Origin of the sequence: Streptomyces sp. NBC_00620 (genome assembly GCF_026341825.1) — a bacterium.
Classification (GTDB): domain Bacteria; phylum Actinomycetota; class Actinomycetes; order Streptomycetales; family Streptomycetaceae; genus Streptomyces.
Map to the genome: position 1 here is coordinate 533,230 of NZ_JAPENY010000001.1, position 22,017 is coordinate 555,246.

General features: G+C 71.2%; 19 protein-coding genes. 8 read left to right on the forward strand and 11 right to left on the reverse strand.

Annotated features, from left to right (window positions below; all coding sequences use genetic code 11):
* The first annotated feature begins 49 nt into the window (after positions 1 to 49).
* Together OG246_RS02380 and OG246_RS02385 are read left to right on the forward strand one after the other, a co-directional pair.
* Positions 50 to 1,327 carry an amino acid deaminase gene (locus tag OG246_RS02380; RefSeq protein ID WP_266455081.1) on the forward strand — a complete coding sequence of 426 codons (1,278 nt, stop codon included), beginning with the start codon at positions 50 to 52 and terminating at the stop codon, positions 1,325 to 1,327.
* Between the two features lie 20 nt (positions 1,328 to 1,347).
* Positions 1,348 to 2,970 carry an amidohydrolase family protein gene (locus OG246_RS02385; RefSeq protein WP_266455084.1) on the forward strand — a complete coding sequence of 541 codons (1,623 nt, stop codon included), beginning with the start codon at positions 1,348 to 1,350 and terminating at the stop codon, positions 2,968 to 2,970.
* A 19-nt stretch (positions 2,971 to 2,989) separates the two neighbouring features.
* Here OG246_RS02385 and OG246_RS02390 read toward each other — a convergent pair whose 3' ends face one another.
* Positions 2,990 to 3,862, reverse strand: coding sequence for a serine protease (locus tag OG246_RS02390; protein ID WP_266455087.1), 873 nt, complete (start codon positions 3,860 to 3,862; stop codon positions 2,990 to 2,992).
* 151 nt (positions 3,863 to 4,013) lie between these two features.
* Entirely contained in the window at positions 4,014 to 4,640 is a 627-nt protein-coding gene (locus OG246_RS02395) for a hypothetical protein (RefSeq protein ID WP_266455090.1), read from the reverse strand.
* 126 nt (positions 4,641 to 4,766) lie between these two features.
* On the opposite strand from OG246_RS02395, the gene OG246_RS02400 reads away from it, so the two are divergent.
* The 6 genes from OG246_RS02400 (at position 4,767) to OG246_RS02425 (ending at position 11,264) form a co-directional block, all read left to right on the forward strand.
* Positions 4,767 to 5,978, forward strand: a complete 1,212-nt coding sequence (locus OG246_RS02400; RefSeq protein WP_266455093.1) for a pyridoxal phosphate-dependent aminotransferase — start codon at positions 4,767 to 4,769, stop codon at positions 5,976 to 5,978.
* 103 nt (positions 5,979 to 6,081) lie between these two features.
* A complete protein-coding gene (locus OG246_RS02405) occupies positions 6,082 to 6,501 on the forward strand; it encodes a hypothetical protein (protein WP_266455095.1) in 420 nt (139 codons plus the stop codon).
* 343 nt (positions 6,502 to 6,844) lie between these two features.
* The gene (locus OG246_RS02410) at positions 6,845 to 7,918 is read left to right on the forward strand and encodes a substrate-binding domain-containing protein (protein WP_266455098.1); all 1,074 of its coding nucleotides are present in this window, start codon (positions 6,845 to 6,847) and stop codon (positions 7,916 to 7,918) included.
* Positions 7,919 to 7,931: 13 nt separating this feature from the next.
* Positions 7,932 to 9,107: a toxic anion resistance protein gene (locus OG246_RS02415; RefSeq protein ID WP_266455101.1), complete on the forward strand. Its 1,176-nt coding sequence runs from the start codon at positions 7,932 to 7,934 to the stop codon at positions 9,105 to 9,107.
* Entirely contained in the window at positions 9,104 to 10,654 is a 1,551-nt protein-coding gene (locus OG246_RS02420; RefSeq protein ID WP_266455104.1) for a substrate-binding and VWA domain-containing protein, read from the forward strand. The genes OG246_RS02415 and OG246_RS02420 overlap by 4 nt, the downstream gene beginning before the upstream one ends.
* A 22-nt stretch (positions 10,655 to 10,676) precedes the next feature.
* Positions 10,677 to 11,264: a hypothetical protein gene (locus tag OG246_RS02425; RefSeq protein WP_266463788.1), complete on the forward strand. Its 588-nt coding sequence runs from the start codon at positions 10,677 to 10,679 to the stop codon at positions 11,262 to 11,264.
* 20 nt (positions 11,265 to 11,284) lie between these two features.
* Here the strand turns inward: OG246_RS02425 and OG246_RS02430 are convergent, their stop codons facing one another.
* The 9 genes from OG246_RS02430 to OG246_RS02470 all read right to left on the reverse strand — a co-directional run bounded on the left by OG246_RS02430 (position 11,285) and on the right by OG246_RS02470 (position 21,930).
* The gene (locus OG246_RS02430) at positions 11,285 to 13,393 is read right to left on the reverse strand and encodes a bifunctional serine/threonine-protein kinase/ABC transporter substrate-binding protein (RefSeq protein WP_266455107.1); all 2,109 of its coding nucleotides are present in this window, start codon (positions 13,391 to 13,393) and stop codon (positions 11,285 to 11,287) included.
* 61 nt (positions 13,394 to 13,454) lie between these two features.
* Positions 13,455 to 15,632, reverse strand: a complete 2,178-nt coding sequence (locus OG246_RS02435) for a bifunctional serine/threonine-protein kinase/ABC transporter substrate-binding protein (RefSeq protein WP_266455110.1) — start codon at positions 15,630 to 15,632, stop codon at positions 13,455 to 13,457.
* Positions 15,629 to 16,453 (reverse strand): hypothetical protein, encoded by an 825-nt coding sequence (locus OG246_RS02440; RefSeq protein ID WP_266455113.1) that lies wholly within the window; start codon positions 16,451 to 16,453, stop codon positions 15,629 to 15,631. The genes OG246_RS02435 and OG246_RS02440 overlap by 4 nt, the downstream gene beginning before the upstream one ends.
* Before the next feature lie 149 nt (positions 16,454 to 16,602).
* Positions 16,603 to 17,757 carry a hypothetical protein gene (locus tag OG246_RS02445; protein WP_266455115.1) on the reverse strand — a complete coding sequence of 385 codons (1,155 nt, stop codon included), beginning with the start codon at positions 17,755 to 17,757 and terminating at the stop codon, positions 16,603 to 16,605.
* Entirely contained in the window at positions 17,754 to 18,551 is a 798-nt protein-coding gene (locus OG246_RS02450) for a PP2C family serine/threonine-protein phosphatase (protein ID WP_266455116.1), read from the reverse strand. Before OG246_RS02450 ends, OG246_RS02445 begins: the two co-directional genes overlap by 4 nt.
* A gap of 28 nt (positions 18,552 to 18,579) precedes the next feature.
* Positions 18,580 to 19,341 carry a hypothetical protein gene (locus tag OG246_RS02455; RefSeq protein ID WP_266455118.1) on the reverse strand — a complete coding sequence of 254 codons (762 nt, stop codon included), beginning with the start codon at positions 19,339 to 19,341 and terminating at the stop codon, positions 18,580 to 18,582.
* 41 nt (positions 19,342 to 19,382) lie between these two features.
* Complete coding sequence (locus OG246_RS02460) at positions 19,383 to 20,327, reverse strand: hypothetical protein (protein WP_266455120.1); 945 nt, start codon at positions 20,325 to 20,327, stop codon at positions 19,383 to 19,385.
* A gap of 129 nt (positions 20,328 to 20,456) precedes the next feature.
* A complete protein-coding gene (locus OG246_RS02465; protein ID WP_266455123.1) occupies positions 20,457 to 20,936 on the reverse strand; it encodes a hypothetical protein in 480 nt (159 codons plus the stop codon).
* On the reverse strand, positions 20,920 to 21,930 hold the full coding sequence (locus OG246_RS02470; protein ID WP_323178274.1) for a serine/threonine-protein kinase: 1,011 nt from the start codon (positions 21,928 to 21,930) through the stop codon (positions 20,920 to 20,922). Before OG246_RS02470 ends, OG246_RS02465 begins: the two co-directional genes overlap by 17 nt.
* Between the last annotated feature and the right edge of the window lie 87 nt (positions 21,931 to 22,017).

Below are 22,017 nucleotides of genomic sequence, written 5' to 3' on the forward strand. Positions count from 1 at the left end.
AGCGTTGCAGATACTGCAACGCACCTCATCAGGAAATCCGGGAGGCCCCATGGGCGCCGACACCGCCGCAGCACAGCTGGCCGCTCTCACTGCGGACCGCGTCGACCACCGCTTCAAGGGCCTCCCCCCGGACGCCGAGGGTCTGACCGTCGGCGAACTCGCCGCCCAGCGCCGCAACCTCTTCACCGACGGCTTCACCACCCCCGTCCTCGCCCTCTCCAGCGAGCGCCTGGAGCACAACCTCGCGCTCATGGAGACCTACGCCACCCGTCACGGCCTCGTCTTCGCCCCGCACGGCAAGACCTCGATGGCCCCGCAGCTGTTCTGGAAGCAGATCGAGCACGGCGCCTGGGGCATCACCCTCGCGGTCCCCCACCAGGTGCGCGTGGCAAGGGAGTTCGGCATCGACCGGATCTTCCTCGCGAACGAACTCGTCGACGCACCGGCCCTGCGCCGCATCGCCTCCGACCTGGCGGCGGACCCGGACTTCCGCTTCATCTGCTACGTCGACTCCGTACGCGGCGTGGAGCTGATGGACGCCGCGCTCTTCGGAGCCCCCCGCCCCGTGGACGTCGTCGTAGAACTCGCCGCCGGCGAGGGCGCCCGTACCGGCGTCCGCACGGAGGCAGAGTGCGCGGCGGTCGCCGACGCGGTGGCCGGGACGGCGACGCTGCGGCTGGTGGGCGTCGCGGGCTACGAGGGCGAGGTCCCACAGGCCGACCCCGAGCGCGTGCACGCGTGGCTGCGCCGCCTCACCTCCCTGGCCGCGGACTTCGACAAGGCCGGCCGGTTCACGGGCCTCGACGAGATCGTCGTCAGCGCGGGCGGCAGCGCCTGGTTCGACGCGGTGGCAGACGTGTTCGCGGAGCTCCCCGAACTCTCCCTCCCCGTACTGAAGTTGCTCCGCTCCGGCGCGTACGTCTCGCACGACGACGGCCACTACCGCAAGCTCACCCCCTTCACCCGCGTCCCCGAGGAGGGCGCCCTGCACCCCGCCTTCCGGCTGTGGGCCCAGGTCGTCTCCCGGCCCTCCCCCGACCAGGCCTTCGTCAACGCGGGCAAGCGGGACGCCGCGTACGACCTCGATCTGCCGGAGGCCCAGGTGGTCCGCCGCGACGGCACCGAGCGCCCGGCCACCGGTGTCACGGTCAGCGGGCTCTCCGACCAGCACGGCTGGCTCCGCACGGCCCCGGAGGCGGACGTCCAGGTCGGCGACTGGCTGGGCATGGGCCTGTCCCACCCCTGCACGTCCTTCGACAAGTGGCAGCTGATCCCACTGGTCGAGGCGGACGGCACGGTCGTCGACTACATCCGCACCTTCTTCTAGGAGAGCAGGAGACAGCTGTGATGGACCTCGTCATCCGCGACGCGGAAGTCGTCGACGGCACCGGAGAGCCCTCCTACCGCGCCGACGTGGGCATCGAGAACGGCGTGATCACCACCGTGGTCAAGGAGGCCGCGGCGGCCGGCTGCCAGCGTCCCGTGGCCCGCCGCATGCTGGACGCCGAAGGCCTGGCGCTGGCCCCCGGTTTCATCGACATGCACGCGCACAGCGACCTCGCGCTGCTCCGGGACCCGGATCACAGCGCGAAGGCCGCGCAGGGGGTGACCCTCGAAGTCATCGGCCAGGACGGCCTGTCGTACGCCCCCGTCGACGACCGTACGCTCGCCGAGGTCCGCCGCACGATCACCGGCTGGAACGGCCACGGCGACGACATCGACTTCACCTGGCGCTCGGTCGGCGAGTACCTGGACCGGCTCGACCACGGCTTCGACGGCGAGGGCATCGCGGTGAACGCCGCCTACCTCATCCCCCAGGGCACCGTGCGGATGCTCGCCGTCGGCTGGGAGGACCGGGAGGCGACACCCCGGGAGCTGGACCGTATGCGGGAGTTGGTGGCCACCGGAATGCGCGAGGGCGCCGTCGGCATGTCCTCCGGCCTGACGTACACCCCCGGCATGTACGCCAAGGACGCCGAACTCACCGAACTGTGCCGGGTGGTGGCCGAGCACGGCGGCTACTACTGCCCGCACCACCGCTCGTACGGAGCGGGCGCCCTGGAGGCGTACGAGGAGATGGTGGCCCTCACCCGCGAGGCCGGCTGCCCGCTCCACCTCGCGCACGCCACGATGAACTTCGGCGTGAACGAGGGCAGGGCCCCGGACCTCCTCGCCCTCCTGGACAAGGCGCTCGCGGAGGGCGCCGACATCACCCTCGACACGTATCCCTACACCCCCGGCTGCACCACCCTCGTGGCGATGCTGCCGAGCTGGGCGAGCGAGGGCGGCCCGGAGTCGATCCTCGCCCGCCTGCGGGACGACACCACGGCGGAACGCATCCGGCACCACATGGAGGTCGTGGGCGCCGACGGCTGCCACGGCGTCCCCATCGAGTGGGACACGATCGAGATCTCGGGCGTGACCGACCCCGCCCTCGCGCCGTACGTCGGCCGCACGGTCCAGGCCTCCGCCGACCAGCGCGGCGAGGCCCCCTGGACGACCGCCCGCCGCCTCCTCCTCGACGACGGCCTCGGCCCGACGATCCTCCAGCACGTCGGCCACGAGGAGAACGTCCGCGCGATCATGCGCCACCCCGTGCACACCGGCGGTTCCGACGGCATCCTGCGCGGCGACAAGCCGCACCCGCGCGCGTACGGCACCTTCCCGCGCTATCTGGGCCACTACGTAAGGGAGTTGGGTGTCCTCTCGCTGGAGGAGTGCGTCGCCCACCTCACCGGGCGGGCCGCCGCCCGGCTGCGGCTGGCGGACCGCGGGCTCGTCCGCGAGGGCTACCGCGCCGACCTGGTCCTCTTCGACCCGGCCACGGTCGCGGCGGGTTCCACCTTCGAGAACCCGCGCACGCTCCCGACCGGCATCCCGCACGTGCTGATCGACGGCCGGTTCGTCATCGAGGACGGCCGGCGGACGGACGTACTGGCCGGGCGGGCGGTCCGTCGCAGTCCCGTGTGACGGACCGCCCGCCCATGCCTTACGGCTTCGGCAGGGTGCACCCGCTCGCGCTCAGGTTGAGCTGGTTGCCCGTCGTGAAGCAGGCCGGGATCAGGTAGGTCTCCTGGGCGTAGTTGATGCCCTCGCGGACGGTCACGTTGCCGCTCTCGTCGACCTCGCAGGGGTTGTTCACCGTGCAGGTCCCGCCGTCCTCGTTTCCGGTGTTGTTGACGGCGACGACGTTCCCGGTGGACTGGTCGATCACCGGTGAGCCCGAGGTGCCGCCGATGGTCTGGCAGGCAGAGGTGTAACGGACCGAGTCCTTCCAGGTCCAGTCACCCTCCTCCAGCCGGTACACGAACCCGTCGATGTTGCAGTTGTAGAGCGTCTTCCAGTAACCGGACGCCACGGTGATGGCGGTGCCGGCGGTCGGGTGTGTGTTCTGCACGGTCAGCGCGGAGATCCCGTACGAGCTCTTGATCGTCGCGTACGTGCTGGTGAGCTGGTAGATCGAGACGTCCGTGTCGGTCATCGTCCCGTAGGCGAGCTTGCTGGCGCGCAGGGTCGCGACCCGGGTGCCGGCGGAGTTGAGCAGCCCGAAGGTGCGGCTGGAGGCCTGGTTGACGAGCACCTCGCCCGGCTCCGGGAAGCCGGTCGACAGGCAGTGGCCGTTGGAGAGCACCAGCGCCGGGTCGGTGTCCAGGGAGTTCGGAAAGCGGACGACCGAGCCGGAACAGTTGCTGAGCGCGACGGTGCCGGCGAGGTTGACGGCCTGGATCGTGGGCGCGGCAGCTTCGGTGGTCGCGGCCACGGTCTCCGGCGCGGGTGCCGGTGCCGGTGCCGCGACCGCTGGTACCGCGCCCGCCCCGGCGATCACCAGGGCGAAGAGCGCGGCAACGAGAGGCTTTCTCATGTGGGGTCCCCTCTTGCGACGTGAGTGACCGAAGGTTTTCCGGTCACCTTCTGTTTTGTCATGCGCATTGTGAGGGGGTGGGCGGGAGGGGACAAGGAGTTGTTTCCGGCCGCTGGTTCAAGCCGTGCGCTCAAGAGGCCGCGCCCGGGGGCTACTTGGGCCGCTTGCTCGCTCCCTGGCCCTGGCCGGGGTTGCCGTTGCCGTTACCCTGGCCCGGGTCGGCCGTGGCGGTGGCTGTCCCCGTCGCTGTCGCCGTCGAAGAGGTCCCTGTGGTGGGAGCCTCGGAGGCCGACCCACTGGCGCTCGGGGAGGCGTCGCCGGCGCTCGCCGACGTATCGGACGGGTCGGGCGACGGATCCGGCGACGACGCTCCCGCGGCCGGGCCGGAACCGTCCGTCGATGCCGTCGTGCCCGTGGCGGGTTCCGCGGGCGAGGTCGCCTCACGAACGCGGTCGCCCGGATCCGTCGACGGCCCGGAGTCGAACAATCCGGAGACCGCCACGACGACGAGGACGGCGCACGCGGCGCCGCCGGCCACCGCCGCCCGGCGCAGCAGCCGGGTGCGGCGACGGCGCAGCAGCCGGTCGTGCCGGGCCGATGAGCCACCGGGGACGACGGCCAGCGGAGCGGTGTCGGCGTCGTCGCCGACGTGCACGTCCTCCCAGCCGTGGGCCGCCGCCGGATCCGCGTACGCCTCGTAGGCCGGGGGCGCCTCGTCGTCGTTCTGCGGGAGGTACACCCTCGGCGGGGCTTCGGGCTCGCCGTTCTGCTGGGACATGGGGGCGGATTGTAGAGACTGCGAGGGGTCTGGGGACAGCGAGGGGAAAAAGGCGAACAAATCGGCACGTCTCACGTGGTGGAAAACACGCCCCGCCGAGCGTTACCCGGCCGTAAGCTCACGGACATGCAGGTGATCCAGTCGACCAAGCTCGCCAATGTCTGTTACGAGATCCGGGGCCCGGTGCTCGAGGAGGCGATGCGGCTGGAAGCGGCGGGGCATCGGATCCTCAAGCTCAATACGGGGAATCCGGCGGCGTTCGGGTTCGAGTGCCCGCCCGAGATCCTCGAGGACATCCTGCGGAACGTGTCTTCGGCGCACGGGTACGGCGACGCGAAGGGGCTGCTCGCGGCACGCCGGGCCGTCGTGATGCACAACCAGACCCTCGGCATCGAGACGGACGTCGAGCACGTCTTCATCGGCAACGGCGTGTCCGAGCTGATCGTGATGGCGATGCAGGGGCTGCTCGACGACGGCGACGAGGTGCTCGTACCGGCGCCGGACTATCCGCTGTGGACGGCGGCCGTGTCACTGTCCGGCGGAACGGCCGTGCACTACCGCTGCGACGAGCAGTCCGACTGGATGCCCGACCTCGCGGACGTGGAGCGGAAGGTCACCGACCGCACCAAGGCCATCGTGATCATCAACCCGAACAATCCGACGGGTGCGGTGTACGACGATGCGATGCTGCGCGGGCTGACCGACATCGCCCGCCGCCACAACCTGCTGGTCTGCTCGGACGAGATCTACGACAAGATCCTCTACGACGGTGTCACGCACACCTCGACCGCCAAGATCGCCCCCGATCTGCTCACGCTCACCTTCAACGGGATGTCGAAGGCGTATCGCGTGGCGGGTTACCGGGTCGGCTGGATGGCCATCTCCGGGCCGCGCGCGCACGCCGACTCCTATATCGAGGGGCTGACGATCCTCGCGAACATGCGGCTGTGCGCGAACATGCCGGGTCAGCACGGGGTGGTCGCCGCGCTGAGCGGGCGGCAGACCATCAACGACCTGGTCCTGCCCGGCGGGCGGCTGAAGGAGCAGCGGGATGTGGCGTACGAGCTGCTGACGCAGATCCCCGGCGTGAGCTGTGTGAAGCCGAAGGGGGCGCTGTATCTCTTCCCGCGCCTGGACCCGAAGGTGTTCAAGGTCAAGGACGACCGGCAGATGGTCCTCGACCTGCTGCGCCGCGAGAAGATCATGGTGGTTCAGGGGACGGGCTTCAACTGGCCCGAGCCCGACCACTTCCGGGTGGTCACCCTGCCGACGGTCGGGGATCTGACGGACGCGGTGACGCGGATCGGCAACTTCCTGGACGGCTACGGCCAGCACTGACACTCACGCTGTGTGTGCGCTTTGACCGGTTCTGCGATCCCGCTCAACTTTAGACGGAATCCAAGCTAGGATGGGATCCTGTCAGAGCACAGGAGGCCGTCCCATGTACGAACCGATCCGCACCAAGTCGGTCCACACGACGGCCGGCACCACCTCCGACTTTCCCCATCGGTCGCGCGAGGAGGAGCTGGACATCCAGCTGGCCGGTCATCTCGCGGCGCTGCTCGCGGTGACCGACGAGATCCGTGCGATCGCGCCGTCCGGCGATCTGGACGCGGCGGGTGAGCGACTCACCGCGCAGGTGGCCCGGCTGCGGGACGGGGTGGCGCCGGTGCGGTCGTCGGTGGCCGACGCCCTTCACGAGCCGCGGCTCCTCTCCCTCCACCAGCGCGCGCACGCCCTCGCGGGCCGCGCCCTCGTCGTCGCGGCGTCCCGCGCCGACACCGCCGCCGCGATACTCGCCGCCGAGCGCATGGACGCCCACGCGTCCGCCACCGCCCCGGCATCTCTCGCGGCCCACTGAGCCTCCGCGGCTCCCCTCATACGGCCCCGGTCCGCGCGCACCGCAGCGACGTGCGGACCGGGTGCCACGGCACTGCGTTCGCTTTGGCGGGGGTTTCGCTTGCCCCCGGTTTTGGGGGACCCCGGCGTTTTCGGGTGGGTCTCGGTCACTCGGCACCGCCGTCAGGCGCCATCGTGGCTGAGCACCGTTGCGGCGGAAAGAAGAGGGGATCCCCTCACCGGCGCTGGTGAGTGGACCCCCGTAGCGGCACCCCCCGTTCCGGTTGCGTACCGGGACCCCGTCGTCACCCCGTGTTCACCCCGCGCCGGGGGGAATGTTGGAGTCCGGGAGCACGCTCTCGGGTGTGAGACGCATCGTAGGAATCGTCCTGGCGGTGCTGCTGATCGGCGGAGTGGTAGCAGCCGTCGTCGCAGGCCGCGATGGTCAGGACAAGGGCACGGCAACGAAGACCGTGCAAGGAGTGATCGGATCGGAGAAGGCGGAGTTCTTCGCCGATCCCGACGTGGTGAAGGCCCTCGCTGCCAAGGGCTACACCGTGAAGACGGAGACCTCCGGGTCCTGGGCCATGGAGGGCCTGGACCTCAAGGGGTACGACTTCGCCTTCCCTTCCAGCCAGGCGCCGGCGGATGAGCTGGCCGACAAGTACCACGCACAGAAGCCGCTCCCCCGGCCCTTCTACTCGCCCCTCGTCGTCGTGGCCCACCGCAACGCCGCCGAGGTCCTGGAGAAGAACGGCCTCGCGGTACTCGACAAGGCCACCGGCACCCTCAAGATGTCCGCCTACCTCAAGGCGGCCGAGCAGGACCGGACTTGGCAGGAACTCAAGGGTTCCGAGAAGTACGGCGAGCTGACCGGCACGCTCTTCATCGCCACCACCGACCCCGAGACCTCCAACTCCGGCGCCCTCTACCTCGCCGCCGCCTCGTACGTCGCCGACGGCGGACGCGTGGCCGCGGACAACACCGCCGTGACCCGCACCGCGCCCCTGATGCACAAGCTGATCAGCGTCCAGGGCGCTCAACAGAGCAGTACGGACGCCACGTTCAGGGACTTCATCAGCGGGGCCGGCAACCCGCTCGTCCTCGCCTACGAGTCCCAGGTCGCCTCGCTGCTCGTCCAGGGCCAGGAGGTCGGCGACCTCACCGTCCTCTACCCGGACACCACGGCGAACAGCGACCACACCGTCGTACCGCTCACTCCTGAGGGCCGTGCGCTCGGCGAACTCCTCAGCACCGACCCGACCTTGCGCAAGCTCGCCGTCCGGCACGGGTTCCGGCCGCAGGGCGCGAGCACGGAGTTCACCGAGGCGACCGCGGCCCAGACCAGGTACATCAATCAGAAGCTGACCGGCGTCCGGCAGGCGCCCGTGCCCGCCTCCAAGGTGCTGCACGAGATGGCACTCCGGGCCCGGAAGTAGGGGGAAGCACGCAATGAGCACTGAACCGAACACACTGACCCTCACACCGCCCGAGGCCGTGGCGCCCGTGCCCCGCGAGAAGGCGGGCGGGCTCGTGCCCGTCGACCCGGCCGTGCACGAGGACATGGCGCGCCGCGCCGCCGAGTACGTCGGCGGGCTCGCCACCCTGGACGCCCGCTCCCCCGAGTTCGCCGGCAAGGTCGGCGAGATCGCGGGCCTGGGCGCGGGCGAGATGCGGGGCGCCGCCGCGCAGTCCAACCGCATGCTGGAGCGCACCATCCGGAGCCTCCCCGGCAAGGGCGAGGACGCCCAGTCGCACGTGGCGGGCTCGCTCGTCGAACTCCGGCGAGTCGTGGAGGACCTGGACCCGCGCGACCTGCCCGCGAGCAAGGGCCGCAAGTTCCTCTCCCGGCTCCCCGGCGGCAACAAGCTCCGCGACCACGTCGCCAAGTACGCCTCCGCGCAAGGCACGTTGAACAAGATCGTGGGCTCGCTGCGCGGCGGACAGGACGAACTGCGCCGGGACAACGCCGCGTTGCAGACCGAGCGGGTCCGGCTCTGGGAGACGATGGGCAAGCTCCAGGAGTACGTCGTCCTCACCCAGGCCCTGGACACGGCCGTCGAGGCGCACATCGTGGGCGTGGAGGCCAGGGACCCGGCGGGGGCCGACACCCTCCGCTCCGACGTCCTCTTCCCCGTACGGCAGAAGCACCAGGACCTGCTGACCCAACTGGCCGTGTGCGCCCAGGGATACCTGGCCATGGACGTCGTACGCCGCAACAACGAAGAGCTGATCAAGGGCGTCGACCGGGCCGCGACCACGACCGTGTCCGCGCTGCGCATCTCCGTGATGCTCGCCTCCGCCCTCGACAACCAGCGCAAGGTCGTCGACCAGGTCAACGCCCTGCGCGGTACGACGGAGGACCTCATCCGGGGCAACGCCGAGATGCTCGCCACGCAGAGCGGGGAGATCCAGCGGATCGCCGCCGACCCGGCCGTCGGCGCGGAGACCCTGCGCAGCGCCTTCCAGCAGATCTACCGCACACTCGACGCGATCGACACCTACAAGGTCCAGGCCACCGAGGCCATGGCCGTGACGGTCGAGTCCCTGACCTCCGAACTCCAGCACGCGAGCGCGTACTTGGAGCGCAGCCGCTCGCAGGGTGCCCTGGAAGGCGGGAACGGATGAGACGACGAAGCGCGTTCGCCGTACTGACGGCGGCGGCCCTGCTCGCCGTATCGGCCTGCACGGCAGAAGACGCGGCGGAGGACCCCAAGGCGGCGGGACCGACACCCGGCACCCTCCGTGTCCTGGCCTCCAGTGAACTCAGCGACATGGCACCGGTGTTGGAGAAGATCCAGCAGGACACCGGCATCACGGTGAAGCCCACCTACATGGGCACCCTCGCCGCCGTGGACCTGCTCGCACAGGGCAAGGTGGACGGTTCGTACGACGCCCTGTGGCTGTCCTCCAACGACTATCTGCGGCTGCGTCCCGACGCGGCGAAGAAGGTCGTGTCCGAGACGTCGATCATGTCCAGCCCGGTGGCCATCGGCGTCAAGCCGGCGACCGTGAACGAGCTGGGCTGGCAGCCGGACGACGTCACCTGGTCGCAGGTGGAGAAGGCGGTGGCGGCCGGCAAGCTGACGTACGGCATGACCGATCCGGCGCGCTCCAACTCCGGTTTCTCCACGCTGATCTCGGTGGCCTCGGGCCTGTCCGGAGCCCAGTCGGCTCTGACGGACGCGGATGTGGAGAAGGCGACGCCGAAGCTGAAGGAGTTCTTCCAGGGGCAGAAGCTGACCTCGGGTTCCTCGGGCTGGCTGGCGGCCGCCTACGAGCGCCGTGGCACCGTGGACGCCCTGCTCAACTACGAGTCGGTCCTCAAGGGCATGAAGGGCCTCACCGTCATCCGGCCGAGCGACGGCGTGGTGACCGCGGACTATCCGCTGACCTCCCTCGCCTCGTCCTCCAAGGAGACCCGCGAGGACGTCCGCCGTCTCACCGAGGCCCTGCGCGCCCCGGCCGCCCAGCAGCAGATCACCGAGGAGACCCTGCGCCGCCCGGTCGTCGCCTCCGTCGCCCCGGCGACCGGCCTCGACACCAGCAGAAGGCGCGAACTCCCCTTCCCCGGCAGCCAGTCGGTCGCCGACGGCCTCCTCGACGCCTACGAGAACAAGCTCCGCCGACCGTCGAGGACCGTATACGTTCTCGACACCTCGGGCTCGATGCGCGAGGACGGCCGCCTCGACCGGCTCAAGAAGGCGCTCACCGATCTGACGAGCGACTTCCGCGAGCGCGAGGAGGTGACGCTGATGCCGTTCGGCTCGGAGGTCAAGAGCGTCCGCACGCACGTGGTGAAGCCCGAGGACCCGCAGGCCGGGCTCGACGGCATCCGCAAGGACACCAAGGCGCTCAGCGCCGAGGGCGACACCGCGATCTTCACCTCGCTGGAGAAGGCGTACGAGCATCTGGGCGCCGACGACGACACGTTCACGTCGATCGTGCTGATGACGGACGGCGAGAACACAGCCGGCGCGAGCGCGGACGAGTTCGACGGCTTCTACGGCCAACTGCCCGCCGGTGAGCAGGAGATACCCGTCTTCCCGATCCTCTTCGGCGACTCCGACCGCGGCGAGCTGCAGCACATCGCCGATCTGACCGGCGGCCGCCTCTTCGACGCCCAGAAGGGCTCGCTCGACGGCGCCTTCGAGGAGATCCGTGGCTACCAATAGGACCAAGGGGACCAGCCGGTTCATGGGCTACTTGGAGTCCCGCAAGAACCTCGCCGGGAGCGCGGGCGGGATCGCCGGGCTCGCGCTGACCTTCACGGGGCTCGCGGGCGCGTACTGGCCCGCCGTCGTCCTCGGTCTGTACGGCGCGGGCGCCCTGATCGCGCCGCCGGAGCGCCCGCCGCTCCCCGACTTCCCGGACCCCTCCGCCCAACTCGACGAACTGCGCGGCGACTTCGGCAAGCTGCGCGAGTACCTGGACGGCGTCGAACTGCCGCCCGCTGCCGCCGGACGCCTCGCCGAACTCACGGAGATCCTCACCGCCCTCCTTGACCCCGGCTGGGTCGCCGCGGTTCTCGCACAGGACCCGGAGGGCGTGCACACGCTGTCCCGAGCCATCCGGCAGGACATCCCCGAGGCCGTCGACACCTTCGTACGGACGCGGTGGTGGACCCGGATGACACCCGGCACCGAACCGCCGGAACGCCACCTGGAGCGCCAACTTGCCGTGCTCCACGAGGAGTCGGAACGGCTGGCGGCACAGCTGCGGGAGACGGAGGCACGGCGGCAGGAGTCGCTCACACGGTATCTGGAGGACCGGGGGCGCTCTTAGCGGAGGTCCCGGGGTACGGGTCACGTCTTCTTGCCGATGTCGGCGGAGCGCGCCACGAAGCGGACTGTTCCCCCGGTCACCCGGAACAGGAACCCTCCGCCGTCCTCGTCGGCCTTGAAGTTCTGCGTGGAGGCATCGAAGCTCATGAGACGGGTGATGCCCTGCCAGGGGCGGCGCAGGAGTTCTGAGCGCAGGGCGCTGCGGCCGTCGTCGCCGACGGAGGCGAGGCCGTGGGCGGCGAACCGGACGGCGTCGTACGCCTCGGCCGCCCAGGCGCCCGGGGCGCGTCCGTGGCGGGCGCGGAACGCGGCGGCGAACGCCTTGGTACGGGAGTCGGCGCTCGCGTCGGTGTAGCCCGTACTGATCCTCCAGTCCTCGCCGACGGCGAGGAAGGGGGCGCCGAGGACGTGCTCGCCCGCGACCCTGGCACCCCGGTGGCCCGCGTCCCGCAACGCGCGGGCGCAGGCGGCGGCGCGGTCGGGGCTCACCCCGCCGAAGAAGACGGCGTCGCGGGGGCGGGCGGCGATGCGGCGAGCGGCCCCGGTGAAGTCCTCGTCCGCGGCGACCTCCTCCACCGACGTCCCGCCGTCGAGCTTGCCGTAGACGGTGATGATGCGGACCGCGGCCAGGCTCTCCGCCTCGGTGGCCAGGTCGTGCACGACCACCGTGCGGGCGGGTTTGACGACCCGGTTCAGATAGATCACTGCCGCGAACGGGCCGACGGTCTGGGTGATGCGCAACACGAGGGCGGTGGTGGTGTTGACGACCTCCAGGGCCTCGGTGTCGGCACGGGTGACGAGCACGGTCAGCCGGGCCTTCGTACACGGGGCGAGGACAGCGGGCACGGTCGCGTTCGTGCCCGCGGCGATCACCACGGACACGTCCGGGTCGGCGGCCAGCCGGGCGGCCGCCGCGGCGGAGCCCGTCGCGGTGCCGCCGTCGTCCGCGGTGCGCAGCACGAGGTCCACGGTGCGCCGGGCGTCCTCGTTGTGCTGCTCGACGGCGAGGAGAGCGCCGCGCCGGTGGTCGGTGAAGTAGGGGTCGTCCGGGCTGCCGAGCAGCGTGACCACGTGGCGGGACCGCCGTACGGAGCCGGTGTTCGCCGACGCGTCGGCCCGGCCCCACTCCCACCACGCGCCCGCCCCGGCCACCGCGGTGACACCGAGCGCGGCCCCCGCGACGAGCAGGCGCCGCCGGGTGGGCGAGGGCGGTGCGTCCACGGGGGAGGGCCCGGTGACCAAGGTGGGGTCGGGAACGGGCAGGTCGAGGACGCGTGCGGCACGGGCGGCGACCAGGGCCGGCAGCCCTTCGGGCAGCCACTCGTCCACGGCGAACTCGCCGAAGACGTCGCGGAGTTCACGGGCGCTCGGGCGCCGCTCCGGTTCCTTCGCCAGACATCGCCGTACGGTCCGGTCGAGGCCCTCCGGTACGCCGTCCAGGTCCGGCTCCTCCCGCACGGTCCGGTACAGCACGGCCGCGGCGCCACCAGTGCCGAACGGCGGCCTGCCCGTGGCCGTGTGGGCGAGGACGCAGCCGAGCGAGAAGACGTCGCTGGGCGGACCCACGGTGTGCCCGCGGGCCTGCTCGGGCGAGAGGTAGCCGGGGGAGCCCACGACGGTGCCGTCCGTGGTGAGCGCGGTCGCGCCGACGGCCCGCGCGATCCCGAAGTCGATCAGGCGCGGCCCGTCCGCGGCCAGCAGCACGTTCGCGGGCTTGACGTCCCGATGGACCAGCCCCGCCGCGTGCACCCCGTCCAACGCCTCGGCCAGCACGGCACCGAGGCTGCGCAGCTGCGCCTCGGGCCAGGGTCCGCGCAGCGCCACGGCCTCGGCGAGGGACGGTCCGGGCACATAGGCGGTGGCCAGCCACGGGGAGCGGGCGTCGGCGTCGGCCGCGACGACCGGCACGGTCCACCGGCTGGTGAGGCGCGCGGCCAGCTCGGCCTCGCGGCGGAAGCGGGCGCGGAAGCCGGGGTCGTCCGCATACTCGGCGCGGATCACCTTCAGCGCGCACCACGCGCCGTGCGGCGAGCGCGCCAGGTAGACGACGCCCATGCCGCCCGCGCCGAGCCGGCCGGCGAGCCGGTGGCCGCCGATCAGGGACGGATCGGCGGGCAGGAGCCGTTCCACGTCAGCCGCCTCCGTTTCCCTGTCGTTCCCGCCCGCCGGTTCCGGGCCTCACTCCAGCACTTCAGCCCTGGCTCTGCGCCGCGCGGTTCAGATCGCCGAGTGATCCCAGCTGTCTGAACCGCCCGCCACGGACCTCGTGGACGAAGGTCTCGTCCGCCCAGCCCGTCGAGCTGTTGTCGTACTGGTGGAAGTCGCCGAAGGCGTACGTCCGGGCGATGCCCTGGTACTTCACCTTCGCCAGCCGCGCAGCGAGATCGGCCCGCACCGGCCGCCGACGTGCCCCGGCCGGGACCGTGCGGGCGAACTCGGCGAGCAGCATCCCCACGCTGTCGTAAGCCTCGGTCGCGTACGGCTCCGGAGTACTGCCGTAGCGCTTCCGCCAGGCCGCGGTGAAGCCCTTGGCCCGCTTGGTCGTCAGTACGGAGGGGTCCACGGCGTCCGTCACCACGAACCAGCCGTCGCCCGCCGCACCCGCGAGGCGCGGAAAGTCCGAGCCGTACAACTGGTGCTGCATCCAGCGCGGTCCGGTGAAGCCGGCCGTGGCCAGGTACCGGGCCGTGCGGACGGTGGCGTCCAGGGGGCCCAGGTACGCGAAGGCCCCGACACCGGCGGCGAGCAGTTCGCGCACCGCTTTCGGGCCGTCGTCCGTGTCCTCCGCGACTACGCGGGGCACGACCTCGCTCTTGAGGATGTTGCGCCAGTTGCCGACCACCTGGGTGCCCTGGTCCTGCATGGCAGGGCCCCCGGCCCGGTCGATCACAACGCCGGCCCGCACCACCTGTTGGGTTATGAAGGCGTGCAGTCCGATCCAGCCGCCGAGCGCGGCGTGGGCGGGGCCGCTCTGGAACGAGGTCTTCGGCGACGTCAGGAAGTAGTCCTGCTGGCCCGTGGTGCTGGAGACATGCGTCAGCCCCGCCGCACCGTAGACGGCCGCGGCCCTCTGCATGGGGAGCTCGGCGACCGGTCCCAGCACGGCGACGACGTTCCGGTCGGCGGTGAACTTACGGGCCACTTCCTGAGCGGTGTCCGCGTCGCCCCGGTCGGCGAGGACCTTCACCTTCAGGTCGTAGGAGCGCTTGGGCGTGGCGTTGTGCTCGGCGACGGCGAGGCGGGCGGCGCGTTCACTGGCCCGGCTGACGGCGGCCTCACTCGTGCTGGTGGTCGTGTGCACGCCGAGTACGTACAGGGGACGCCCACTGCTCGCGGACGGTTTCCCGTCGTCCTCCGACGCCCACACCGCCGCTCCGGTTCCGCCGCCCGCGAGCAGCAGCGCACCGCCGGCCAGCAGCAGGCGGCGGCGTGCCGGGTGCCGGGCGGGGACAGCCGGATCGTCCACGATCGTGGGTTCGACGTCCGGGAAGGCGAGGCTCTCGGCAGCCCGTGCGGCGACCATCCGGGCGACGGGGTCGGGGAGCCAGCCGCCGGAGGCGTCCGGAGCGTCATCGGCGAGCAGGCCGCGTATCTCGTCGGCCGTGGGCCGCGCGGCCGGGTCCTTGGCCAGGCAGCGTTCCACCAGGGGCCGTAACTCGCCCTCCACACGATCGAGTTCGGGCTCGTCGTGGACCGTGCGGTACATCAGGGCATCCGGCGTGCCGGTGCCGAAGGGAGGAGTGCCGGTCGCGGCGTACGCCAGCGCGCAGCCCAGTGCGAAGACGTCGCTCGCGGATGTGGCGGACTGCCCCTGGGCCTGCTCCGGGGCCAGGAAACCGGGGGTGCCGACCACGAGCCCGGACGCGGTCAGTGCCGTGTCATCGGCGGCGCGCGCGATGCCGAAGTCGATCAGGCGCGGTCCGTCCAGGGCGAGCAGTACGTTGCCCGGCTTGACGTCCCGGTGTACGAGCCCGGCCGTGTGCACTGCATCCAGGGCCCCGGCCAGCAGCCCGCCCAGGACGCGTACGGCACGCGACGGCAGTGGGCCGTGCGCGGCGACCGCCTCGGCGATGGAGGGCCCGGGGACGAACGCGGTGGCCAGCCACGGCTCGCGTGCCTCGGCGTCCGCGTCCAGGACGGGAACCACCCAGGGACTGTCCACCCTTCGCGCCAGCTCCACCTCCCGCGCGAACCGGGCCCGGAAGTCGTCCTCGTCGGCGCCCTCCCCCCGGATCACCTTGACCGCGGCGAGTGCCCCGGAGTCGGTGCGCCCGAGGTAGACGACGCCCATGCCGCCCGCGCCGAGCCGCCGCAGCAGCCGGAACCCCGCGATGCGGGACGGGTCGGAGGACCGCAGCGGTTCGCTCACTGTCCCGCCCCCTTCGTCTCGGTCGGTTCCGCGGTGGCACTCGCATCGCCCGCCTTGCCCCGGCCGTCGATGCTCGCCGCGACGAAGGTCATTCCCCTGCCCATGTCGGTGGTGACGGTGGAGTCCTCGGCCTCGGTCCGGCCCGAGCCGTGCCGCGCGGTCGCGGCCAGGGTGACCGACCCCAGCCGGAACTTGTACCAGTCGAAGGGATGCGCCTTGCCGCCGGCGGCGACCCAGTTCCCGCTCTCCGTCAGGTCGTCGTCGGAGATCACGGGCCGCCCGTCGGCGAACGCGTCGACCCGGGAGTACAGGCCGCGCACCCGGTCCGTGGCGTTCAGTTGCTGCTCGGGGCAGCGCAGCGCCTCCTCCAGCGACCCGGCCATGTCGCGCCGTGCCGACACGACGTCCTGGTGCACGGTGACGGTCAACGACACGTACACCGGCCCCTTGCCGCCCTTCGTCGGCAGCTCGTACATCCGCGTGAGACTGGCCAGTACGGTGTTCGGCAGCGCCTCGCGCCGCCACAGGCAGTCCTCGCCGAGTACGGCCCACTCGGCCGGATCGCTCTCGAAGGGATCGCGTTTGCGGTACCCGGTGCCGAAGTAGTCGGGGCGCACGGTGAGTTCACGAACGAAGGCGACGGCCTCGGCCCGCGTCCTCGGTGCCCGGTCCTCGGCGAGCGTGTACGGCTCGTTCACGGGCGACGCCGAGGCCGAAGGAGACGCGCCGGAGCTCTTCTTCGGTGTCCCCTCCGTCTTGGGCTCGTCGCCCGCTCCACTGGTACACCCCGCCAGCAGCAGCACCCCCGCCGCCGTGGCCAAGGCTGGCCTCCACCCGGTCATGCGTCACTCCCACCCCTATGCCCGCACCCCTGTAATCAGTGTGGCGCATGTAAACGCACTTGGGTGCCAACTACCCTTACAAACATGAGCAGTTATGGGTTTTGACGGCGGAGCATGGCGCTGTGGATTCATCCTGGCCGCACCACGATGATCACCAGGATCAGCACCGCCAGGATCAGCAGGCCGACCTTCAGGGCCGCGGGCCACGGCTGCGTCTCCTCCGGCGGCACGTCCGGCACCGGAACCGGCACCGGCCCGTTGAACACGTCGTGCCCCGTGACCGCCGCCCGCGTGCACCACGGGCAGGTCGGCAGATGGGACCCGTACGCGTGCAGCGGGCGGTTGCGGCAGACCCGTACCAGCGCGCGTTCCCTGTCCAGGGCGCGCAGCCACGCCTCCGCCTGGGGGCGCGCGGCGGGGGCCTGTACGCCGGGGCCGAAGGCGGTGCGGGCCAGGGTGAGGAGTTCCGGGGGCAGCACGGAGGGGTCGACGGTGCCGCGCGGGATGACGACCAGTTCGGGGCGTACGACGTATGAGCAGCTGGCGGCGATGTTGTCCTTGACGGTCGACTCGGAGGCGCTGTCGTGCGGGACGCCGCCGAATGGGTGGTTGCCCGCTGTGAGCAGCTGGTAGACGAGGACGGCGAGGGCGAAGTCGTCGGTGGCGCGGGTGGCGGGGCCGCCGGCCTGGCGCTCGGGGGACGAGTAGTCGGTGGTGTGCATCAGGCAGGGGAAGGGTTCCCCGGTCACCGGGTCGGTGAAGGCGATGGAGTCGCAGTCGAGGAAGGTGACGAAGCCGTTCCCGTCGACGACGACGTTGCTGCTGGAGAAGTCGCCGATGACGAGGTTGTCGTAGTGCATGCGGGCCGTCATGAAGGCGAGGTTCCAGGAGACGCCGAGCAGGAAGCGCCAGTCCGCCCGTCCGGGGAAGAGTTTGAGGCGCTGGGCGCGGGTGAACAGGCCGATCAGCTGGACGTGCTGGGGTTCGCCGAAGCGGCGCATGGCGTAGCCGAGGAACTCGCCCCGGGGGCCGCGGGCGAGCGCGGTGGGCCAGGCCAGTTCGGGTGGCTGGGAGGCGTTGGTGGGGCGGGCGGCGAGCGGGGACATGGTCAGCATCCGCGTCAGCCGGCGCTCCTGTTCGGGTCCTGGCGGTTCGCGGTAGAGCTTGACGACGATGCCGTCGTCGCCGACGACCGGGTAGACGGCCGCCTGGCCGCCGCCCTTCAGGGCCAGTTCCGCCAGGACGACGGGCTTCCCGTCCAGGAACACCGTGAGGCCGCTCATGGCCGCGCCTTGCGCACGGCCCGCAGCAGGGTCTTGTCGTCGGCGTTCAGGGCGGTGAGCCGGTCCGACCTGAGCAGCGCGGCGAGTCCCTCGTGGGCGTCGTCGGTGACCGTGTCCAGGGAGCGGAACACGGCGTCGGCGAAGGACGCGTTCGGCGACTGCGCCCCGGAGGCGGCCCGGGTGAGCGCGGCCTGCACGAGCCCGTCGGTGGAGAGCAGCACGCCGTCGATCCCCTCGTCTGACACACAGTCGGTGTGCACCCAGCGGGCCGCGTCCGGCGAGGTGAGGAAGACCGTCTCGTTGCTGTACTCGCTGGCCGCCCGCGGCTGTGGCAGCAGATGGAACTGCCGCTCCCCGTCCTCCGTACCGGCTCGCAGTACGACGAAGCCGTCGCCGACGGTGAGCTGGCCCAGCCAGCCGGGGGCGAGCACCACGACGGTGAGCGTGGTGGCGAAGTCGGCGGCGTCGGCCCCTGTCCTGTCCAGGAAGACCTTGCTGACATCGTGGAAGGCGTCTTCGAGCAGTTCGTGGACGGCCTCTCCTGGCCGGCAGTCGGCCGCCGCGTCGGCCCGCCGCGCGAAGTGCTCGGTGGCCAGCTCGACCGCGAGCCTCGACCCCTCCTCGGAGCGCGGACGGCTGCCCGCGCCGTCCGCGACCGCGAGGACCGCCACGTACGCCGATGCCTTGTACGCGCAGGCGTCCTGGCAGGGCAGGCCCTGGCGGCGGTGGCGGTAGCCCTCGACGCTCATGCCGTGGATGCGCCACGGCGATTCCTGCTTTTCCGCTCCGGCCATGAGTCAGGATCCCCATCCGGTCATTCGGTCAGGACTCCCAGGCCGGGCGCTGGGTCTTGAACTGGCTGAAGATCTTCTCGAAGACCTCGTCGCCCGCGCCCTTCTGTTCGGCGTTCGCGCTCGCCGACATCATCTGGAGCAGCTCCCGGAACGGGAACCCCTGCAGCCGGGCGTTGAACTTCGGGGCGAACGCCTGGAGCACCTGCTCGCCCATGTCCGTGATGCCGCCCACCCCTATCGCGTACAGGCGGAAGCGGCGGGCGCTCTGCTCGTCGGCGAGTACCGGGATCAACCGGTGCCAGGAGTCGGTCAGATGGCCCGTGCCGTCGGTCGGCAGACCGTCGGTGACCAGGCAGATCTGCGGCCGGTAGTACTGGAGTCCGGAGGCGCGCAGCTCGGCCTTGCGGGCCGCGACGATGTGCATCGACAGTTCGACGGCCTCCGTCATCAGGGTCACCCCCGCGGCGGCGAGCTGCGGCGGCCGGAACATGTGGGCGGGCACGAAGGGGCTCACCGGGGCGCGCGGGTCCAGGAGTTGGGGCCCGCGCCAGGCGACGACGCCCTGGCCGCCGAAGGTGACCACGGCGACCTCGACGCTGTAACTGAGGCTGACGTCGTCGTGCAGTTCCCGGGTCCACTCCATGAGCGCGTTGTTGAGCGTCTGGATGGGGCGGCCCGCCATGGAGCTGGAGGTGTCGAGGCAGAGCACGAGGGGCAGGCGTTGCGCGTTGTTCTCGAACTCGATGTCGGCGTACTCCGCCGGCATGGTGGGCGGGTGATCGCTGTGCATCTCTGTTCTCTTCTCCTGGTTTCCGGGGTGTCTCACGGGCCTCAGGACCGGGTGCCTTTGGCGTGCCGTCCCGTGGTGGGCGGGAAGGCGTACAGGACGTCGGAGTCGCGCTCGCGTGCGTCCGTGACGTCGACGAGCTGGCCGGGCGCGGGCGGCGGGCGGCCGGGCTCCGCCCACACGGCGCGGTACAGCACGCGGCCGAGCTCGACGTAGCCCTGCGGGTGCAGTTCGGTGCGGACGACGGCGGACCTCGCGGGGCCGGATACGTTGCCGACCCGGCGCCCGTAACGGGGGGCCGGCTCCACCCTGAGGTGGGTGGTCTTCTCGTCGGCCGCGCGGCTGTTCGCGGTGGGAATCGTGCCGCCGCCCGCCGTGGCGAGGGTGCGGCGGGGCGCCGCGCGGGAGGAGCGGCGGATGGCGAGCACGAGGGCGGCGAGCAGGACCACGAGGAGGGCGCTCACGATGACGAGGGGGAGGTCGTCCCAGACGGACTTGCCGGAGGTGGAGACGGAGAAGGACTGCTTGGTGCGGTAGGTGGCCGGGGCCGCGTCGATCAGTTCCTGGCCGGTCAGCGACTTGGCGGCGAGCAGACCGCAGGCGGAGTGGAGTTCCGTGAGGTAGCCGGGGTCACCGGCTTTCGCGGGCTCACAGGCGGGCAGTCCCTGCCGAGCAGTCCCCGGAAGTCTGTCGATGGTGGCTTTCGGGTCCACCCAGCCGGTGCCCGCCAGCAGCAGGAGCGCTGTTCCGCCCTCACCGGTCTTCCCGCCCTCCGGCACCTCGACCACGAGGTTCTGGCGGTTGTCCCACAGGGTCTGCTTGGTGGCGCCGAGGTCGCCCGCCTTGTCGTCGAAGGGCACCTGGTCGTCCAGGGTGACCAGGACACCGAACTCGTCGATCGACTGGGACCAGCACTTGAGCCGGGCCCCGAAGTTCTCGTCGCACGTGTCGGCCACCGCCGCACCCGCGGGAAGCAGGGCGACGAGCATTCCGAAAAACACCGCGCAAAACAGTGAACGCCTCATGGGCAACCCCCCGTGGCCTAAAAGGCACTCGCCCATAGTGGGGGCAACCGGCGTGCGCCCGGAAGGGTTTTAGGGAAACCACCGGTTTCACTTCTACAACTTGAATACCTGATGGCAGCGGATGAACATCTGCCTCGCCCGTTCCACCCAATCACTGGCCAAAGCATCGAAATCCGTTTGCGTCATCCGGCAGGTCAGCGGCAGATCGCAGACCCCGGCGAGACAGGGCCGCGGCCCCCGTACGTCCCATACCGAGAGCATGGGATTCAGTTGTTCGGTATTCCATGCGTTCGAGGCCGCGGCGGCGACGGCCAGTTGATCCTGGCGCAGATAATGACCGTCCGTCACGAAGGCGACGAGTAGCCGTTTGGTGGTCATGAATCTCACGGTGACCTGCCGTCCCGTTTCCTGGAGATCGAATTGCATGGACACGGAAACGGTGTCGGTCACGGTGTGGTAGTTCCGTCCGGCCACCCAGCTCTCCACCATCCGCCGCCAGTGCGCGCCGATCTCGAGTACCTCGGGCTCCCGGCCGGGAAAACGCGTGGGTGAGGAATCAGGCGTCGCCGCCACGGCCCACCGCCTCGGCGACCATCGCGTCGGTCAGCCCGGCGTCCAGCAGCGCCTGGGCGTGCAGCAGCAGACAGGAGGGCACGGACACACTCGTACCGGCACCGCGACCCGCGGCCGCGGCCCTGCGGCGGTCGGCCAGATCGCTGGTGCGCACCTTGATGCTGTGGGCCACGGTGGGCGGCGGCCAGGACGCCGGTTTCGGGGTCTCCTCCAGCAACGCGGCGAGCAGTTCGTCCAGTTGGGGCCGGTCCTCGGGCCGCTTGGCCAGACAGCGCGCGATCAGCTCGCGCGTTCCCCGGGGTACGGCGTCGAGTTCGGGTTCGCTCTGTACGACCCGGAAGCGCACGGCGTCCCCGCTCCCGAACGGGGGCCTTCCCGACAGGGCGAACACCAGCACCCCGCCGAGGGAGAAGACATCGCTGGGCGGCCCCACCTTCGCGCCCTTGATCTGCTCGGGCGACATGAACGGCGGTGTGCCGACGACGATGCCGGTCTGGGTGAGCCCGGGTACGCCGTCGACGCGGGAGATCCCGAAGTCGATGACGCGCGGACCGTCGGAGGCGAGGAGCACGTTCGCCGGTTTCAGGTCACGGTGCACGACGCGGGCGGCGTGGATGGCCTGGAGCGCCTCGACCAGGCCCGCGCCCAGCTGCCGTACCTGCGGCTCGGGCAGCGGTCCGTCGGTGCGGACGGCTTCGGCGAGCGAGGGTCCGGGCACGTACATCGTTGCCAGCCACGGCAGTTCGGCCTGGGTGTCGGCGTCGACGACGGCCGCGGTGTACGCGCCGCTGACCACCCGCGCGGCCGCGACCTCACGCGCGAAGCGCTCCCGGAACTCGCTCTCCGCCGCCAGCTCGGCCCGCACCACCTTCACCGCGACCTCGCGCCCGGCCGGCGAACGGCCGAGATACACCCATCCCATCCCGCCGGAGCCCAGCCGTCCGACGATGCGGTACGGCCCGATCTTCAGGGGGTCACTGACGGGCGTGCGCACCCCGCTCACCTCGATCCAGGGTTCGTTGCAGGATGTCCCGAGTGTCCCGCGAAATCCCCGCCGTGGCAGAGGTGATGGCGGAAATGG

Excerpts from the sequence above, each read along its gene's own strand:
- OG246_RS02395 (WP_266455090.1), bottom strand. The coding sequence starts at position 4,640 with ATGTCCCAGCAGAACGGCGAGCCCGAAGCCCCGCCGAGGGTGTACCTC.
- OG246_RS02380 (WP_266455081.1), top strand. The coding sequence starts at position 50 with ATGGGCGCCGACACCGCCGCAGCACAGCTGGCCGCTCTCACTGCGGAC.
- OG246_RS02445 (WP_266455115.1), bottom strand. The coding sequence starts at position 17,757 with ATGAGCGGCCTCACGGTGTTCCTGGACGGGAAGCCCGTCGTCCTGGCG.
- OG246_RS02455 (WP_266455118.1), bottom strand. The coding sequence starts at position 19,341 with ATGCACAGCGATCACCCGCCCACCATGCCGGCGGAGTACGCCGACATC.
- OG246_RS02460 (WP_266455120.1), bottom strand. The coding sequence starts at position 20,327 with ATGCTCGTCGCCCTGCTTCCCGCGGGTGCGGCGGTGGCCGACACGTGC.
- OG246_RS02425 (WP_266463788.1), top strand. The coding sequence starts at position 10,677 with ATGGGCTACTTGGAGTCCCGCAAGAACCTCGCCGGGAGCGCGGGCGGG.
- OG246_RS02385 (WP_266455084.1), top strand. The coding sequence starts at position 1,348 with ATGGACCTCGTCATCCGCGACGCGGAAGTCGTCGACGGCACCGGAGAG.
- OG246_RS02415 (WP_266455101.1), top strand. The coding sequence starts at position 7,932 with ATGAGCACTGAACCGAACACACTGACCCTCACACCGCCCGAGGCCGTG.
- OG246_RS02450 (WP_266455116.1), bottom strand. The coding sequence starts at position 18,551 with ATGGCCGGAGCGGAAAAGCAGGAATCGCCGTGGCGCATCCACGGCATG.
- OG246_RS02390 (WP_266455087.1), bottom strand. The coding sequence starts at position 3,862 with ATGAGAAAGCCTCTCGTTGCCGCGCTCTTCGCCCTGGTGATCGCCGGG.
- OG246_RS02405 (WP_266455095.1), top strand. The coding sequence starts at position 6,082 with ATGTACGAACCGATCCGCACCAAGTCGGTCCACACGACGGCCGGCACC.
- OG246_RS02420 (WP_266455104.1), top strand. The coding sequence starts at position 9,104 with ATGAGACGACGAAGCGCGTTCGCCGTACTGACGGCGGCGGCCCTGCTC.
- OG246_RS02400 (WP_266455093.1), top strand. The coding sequence starts at position 4,767 with ATGCAGGTGATCCAGTCGACCAAGCTCGCCAATGTCTGTTACGAGATC.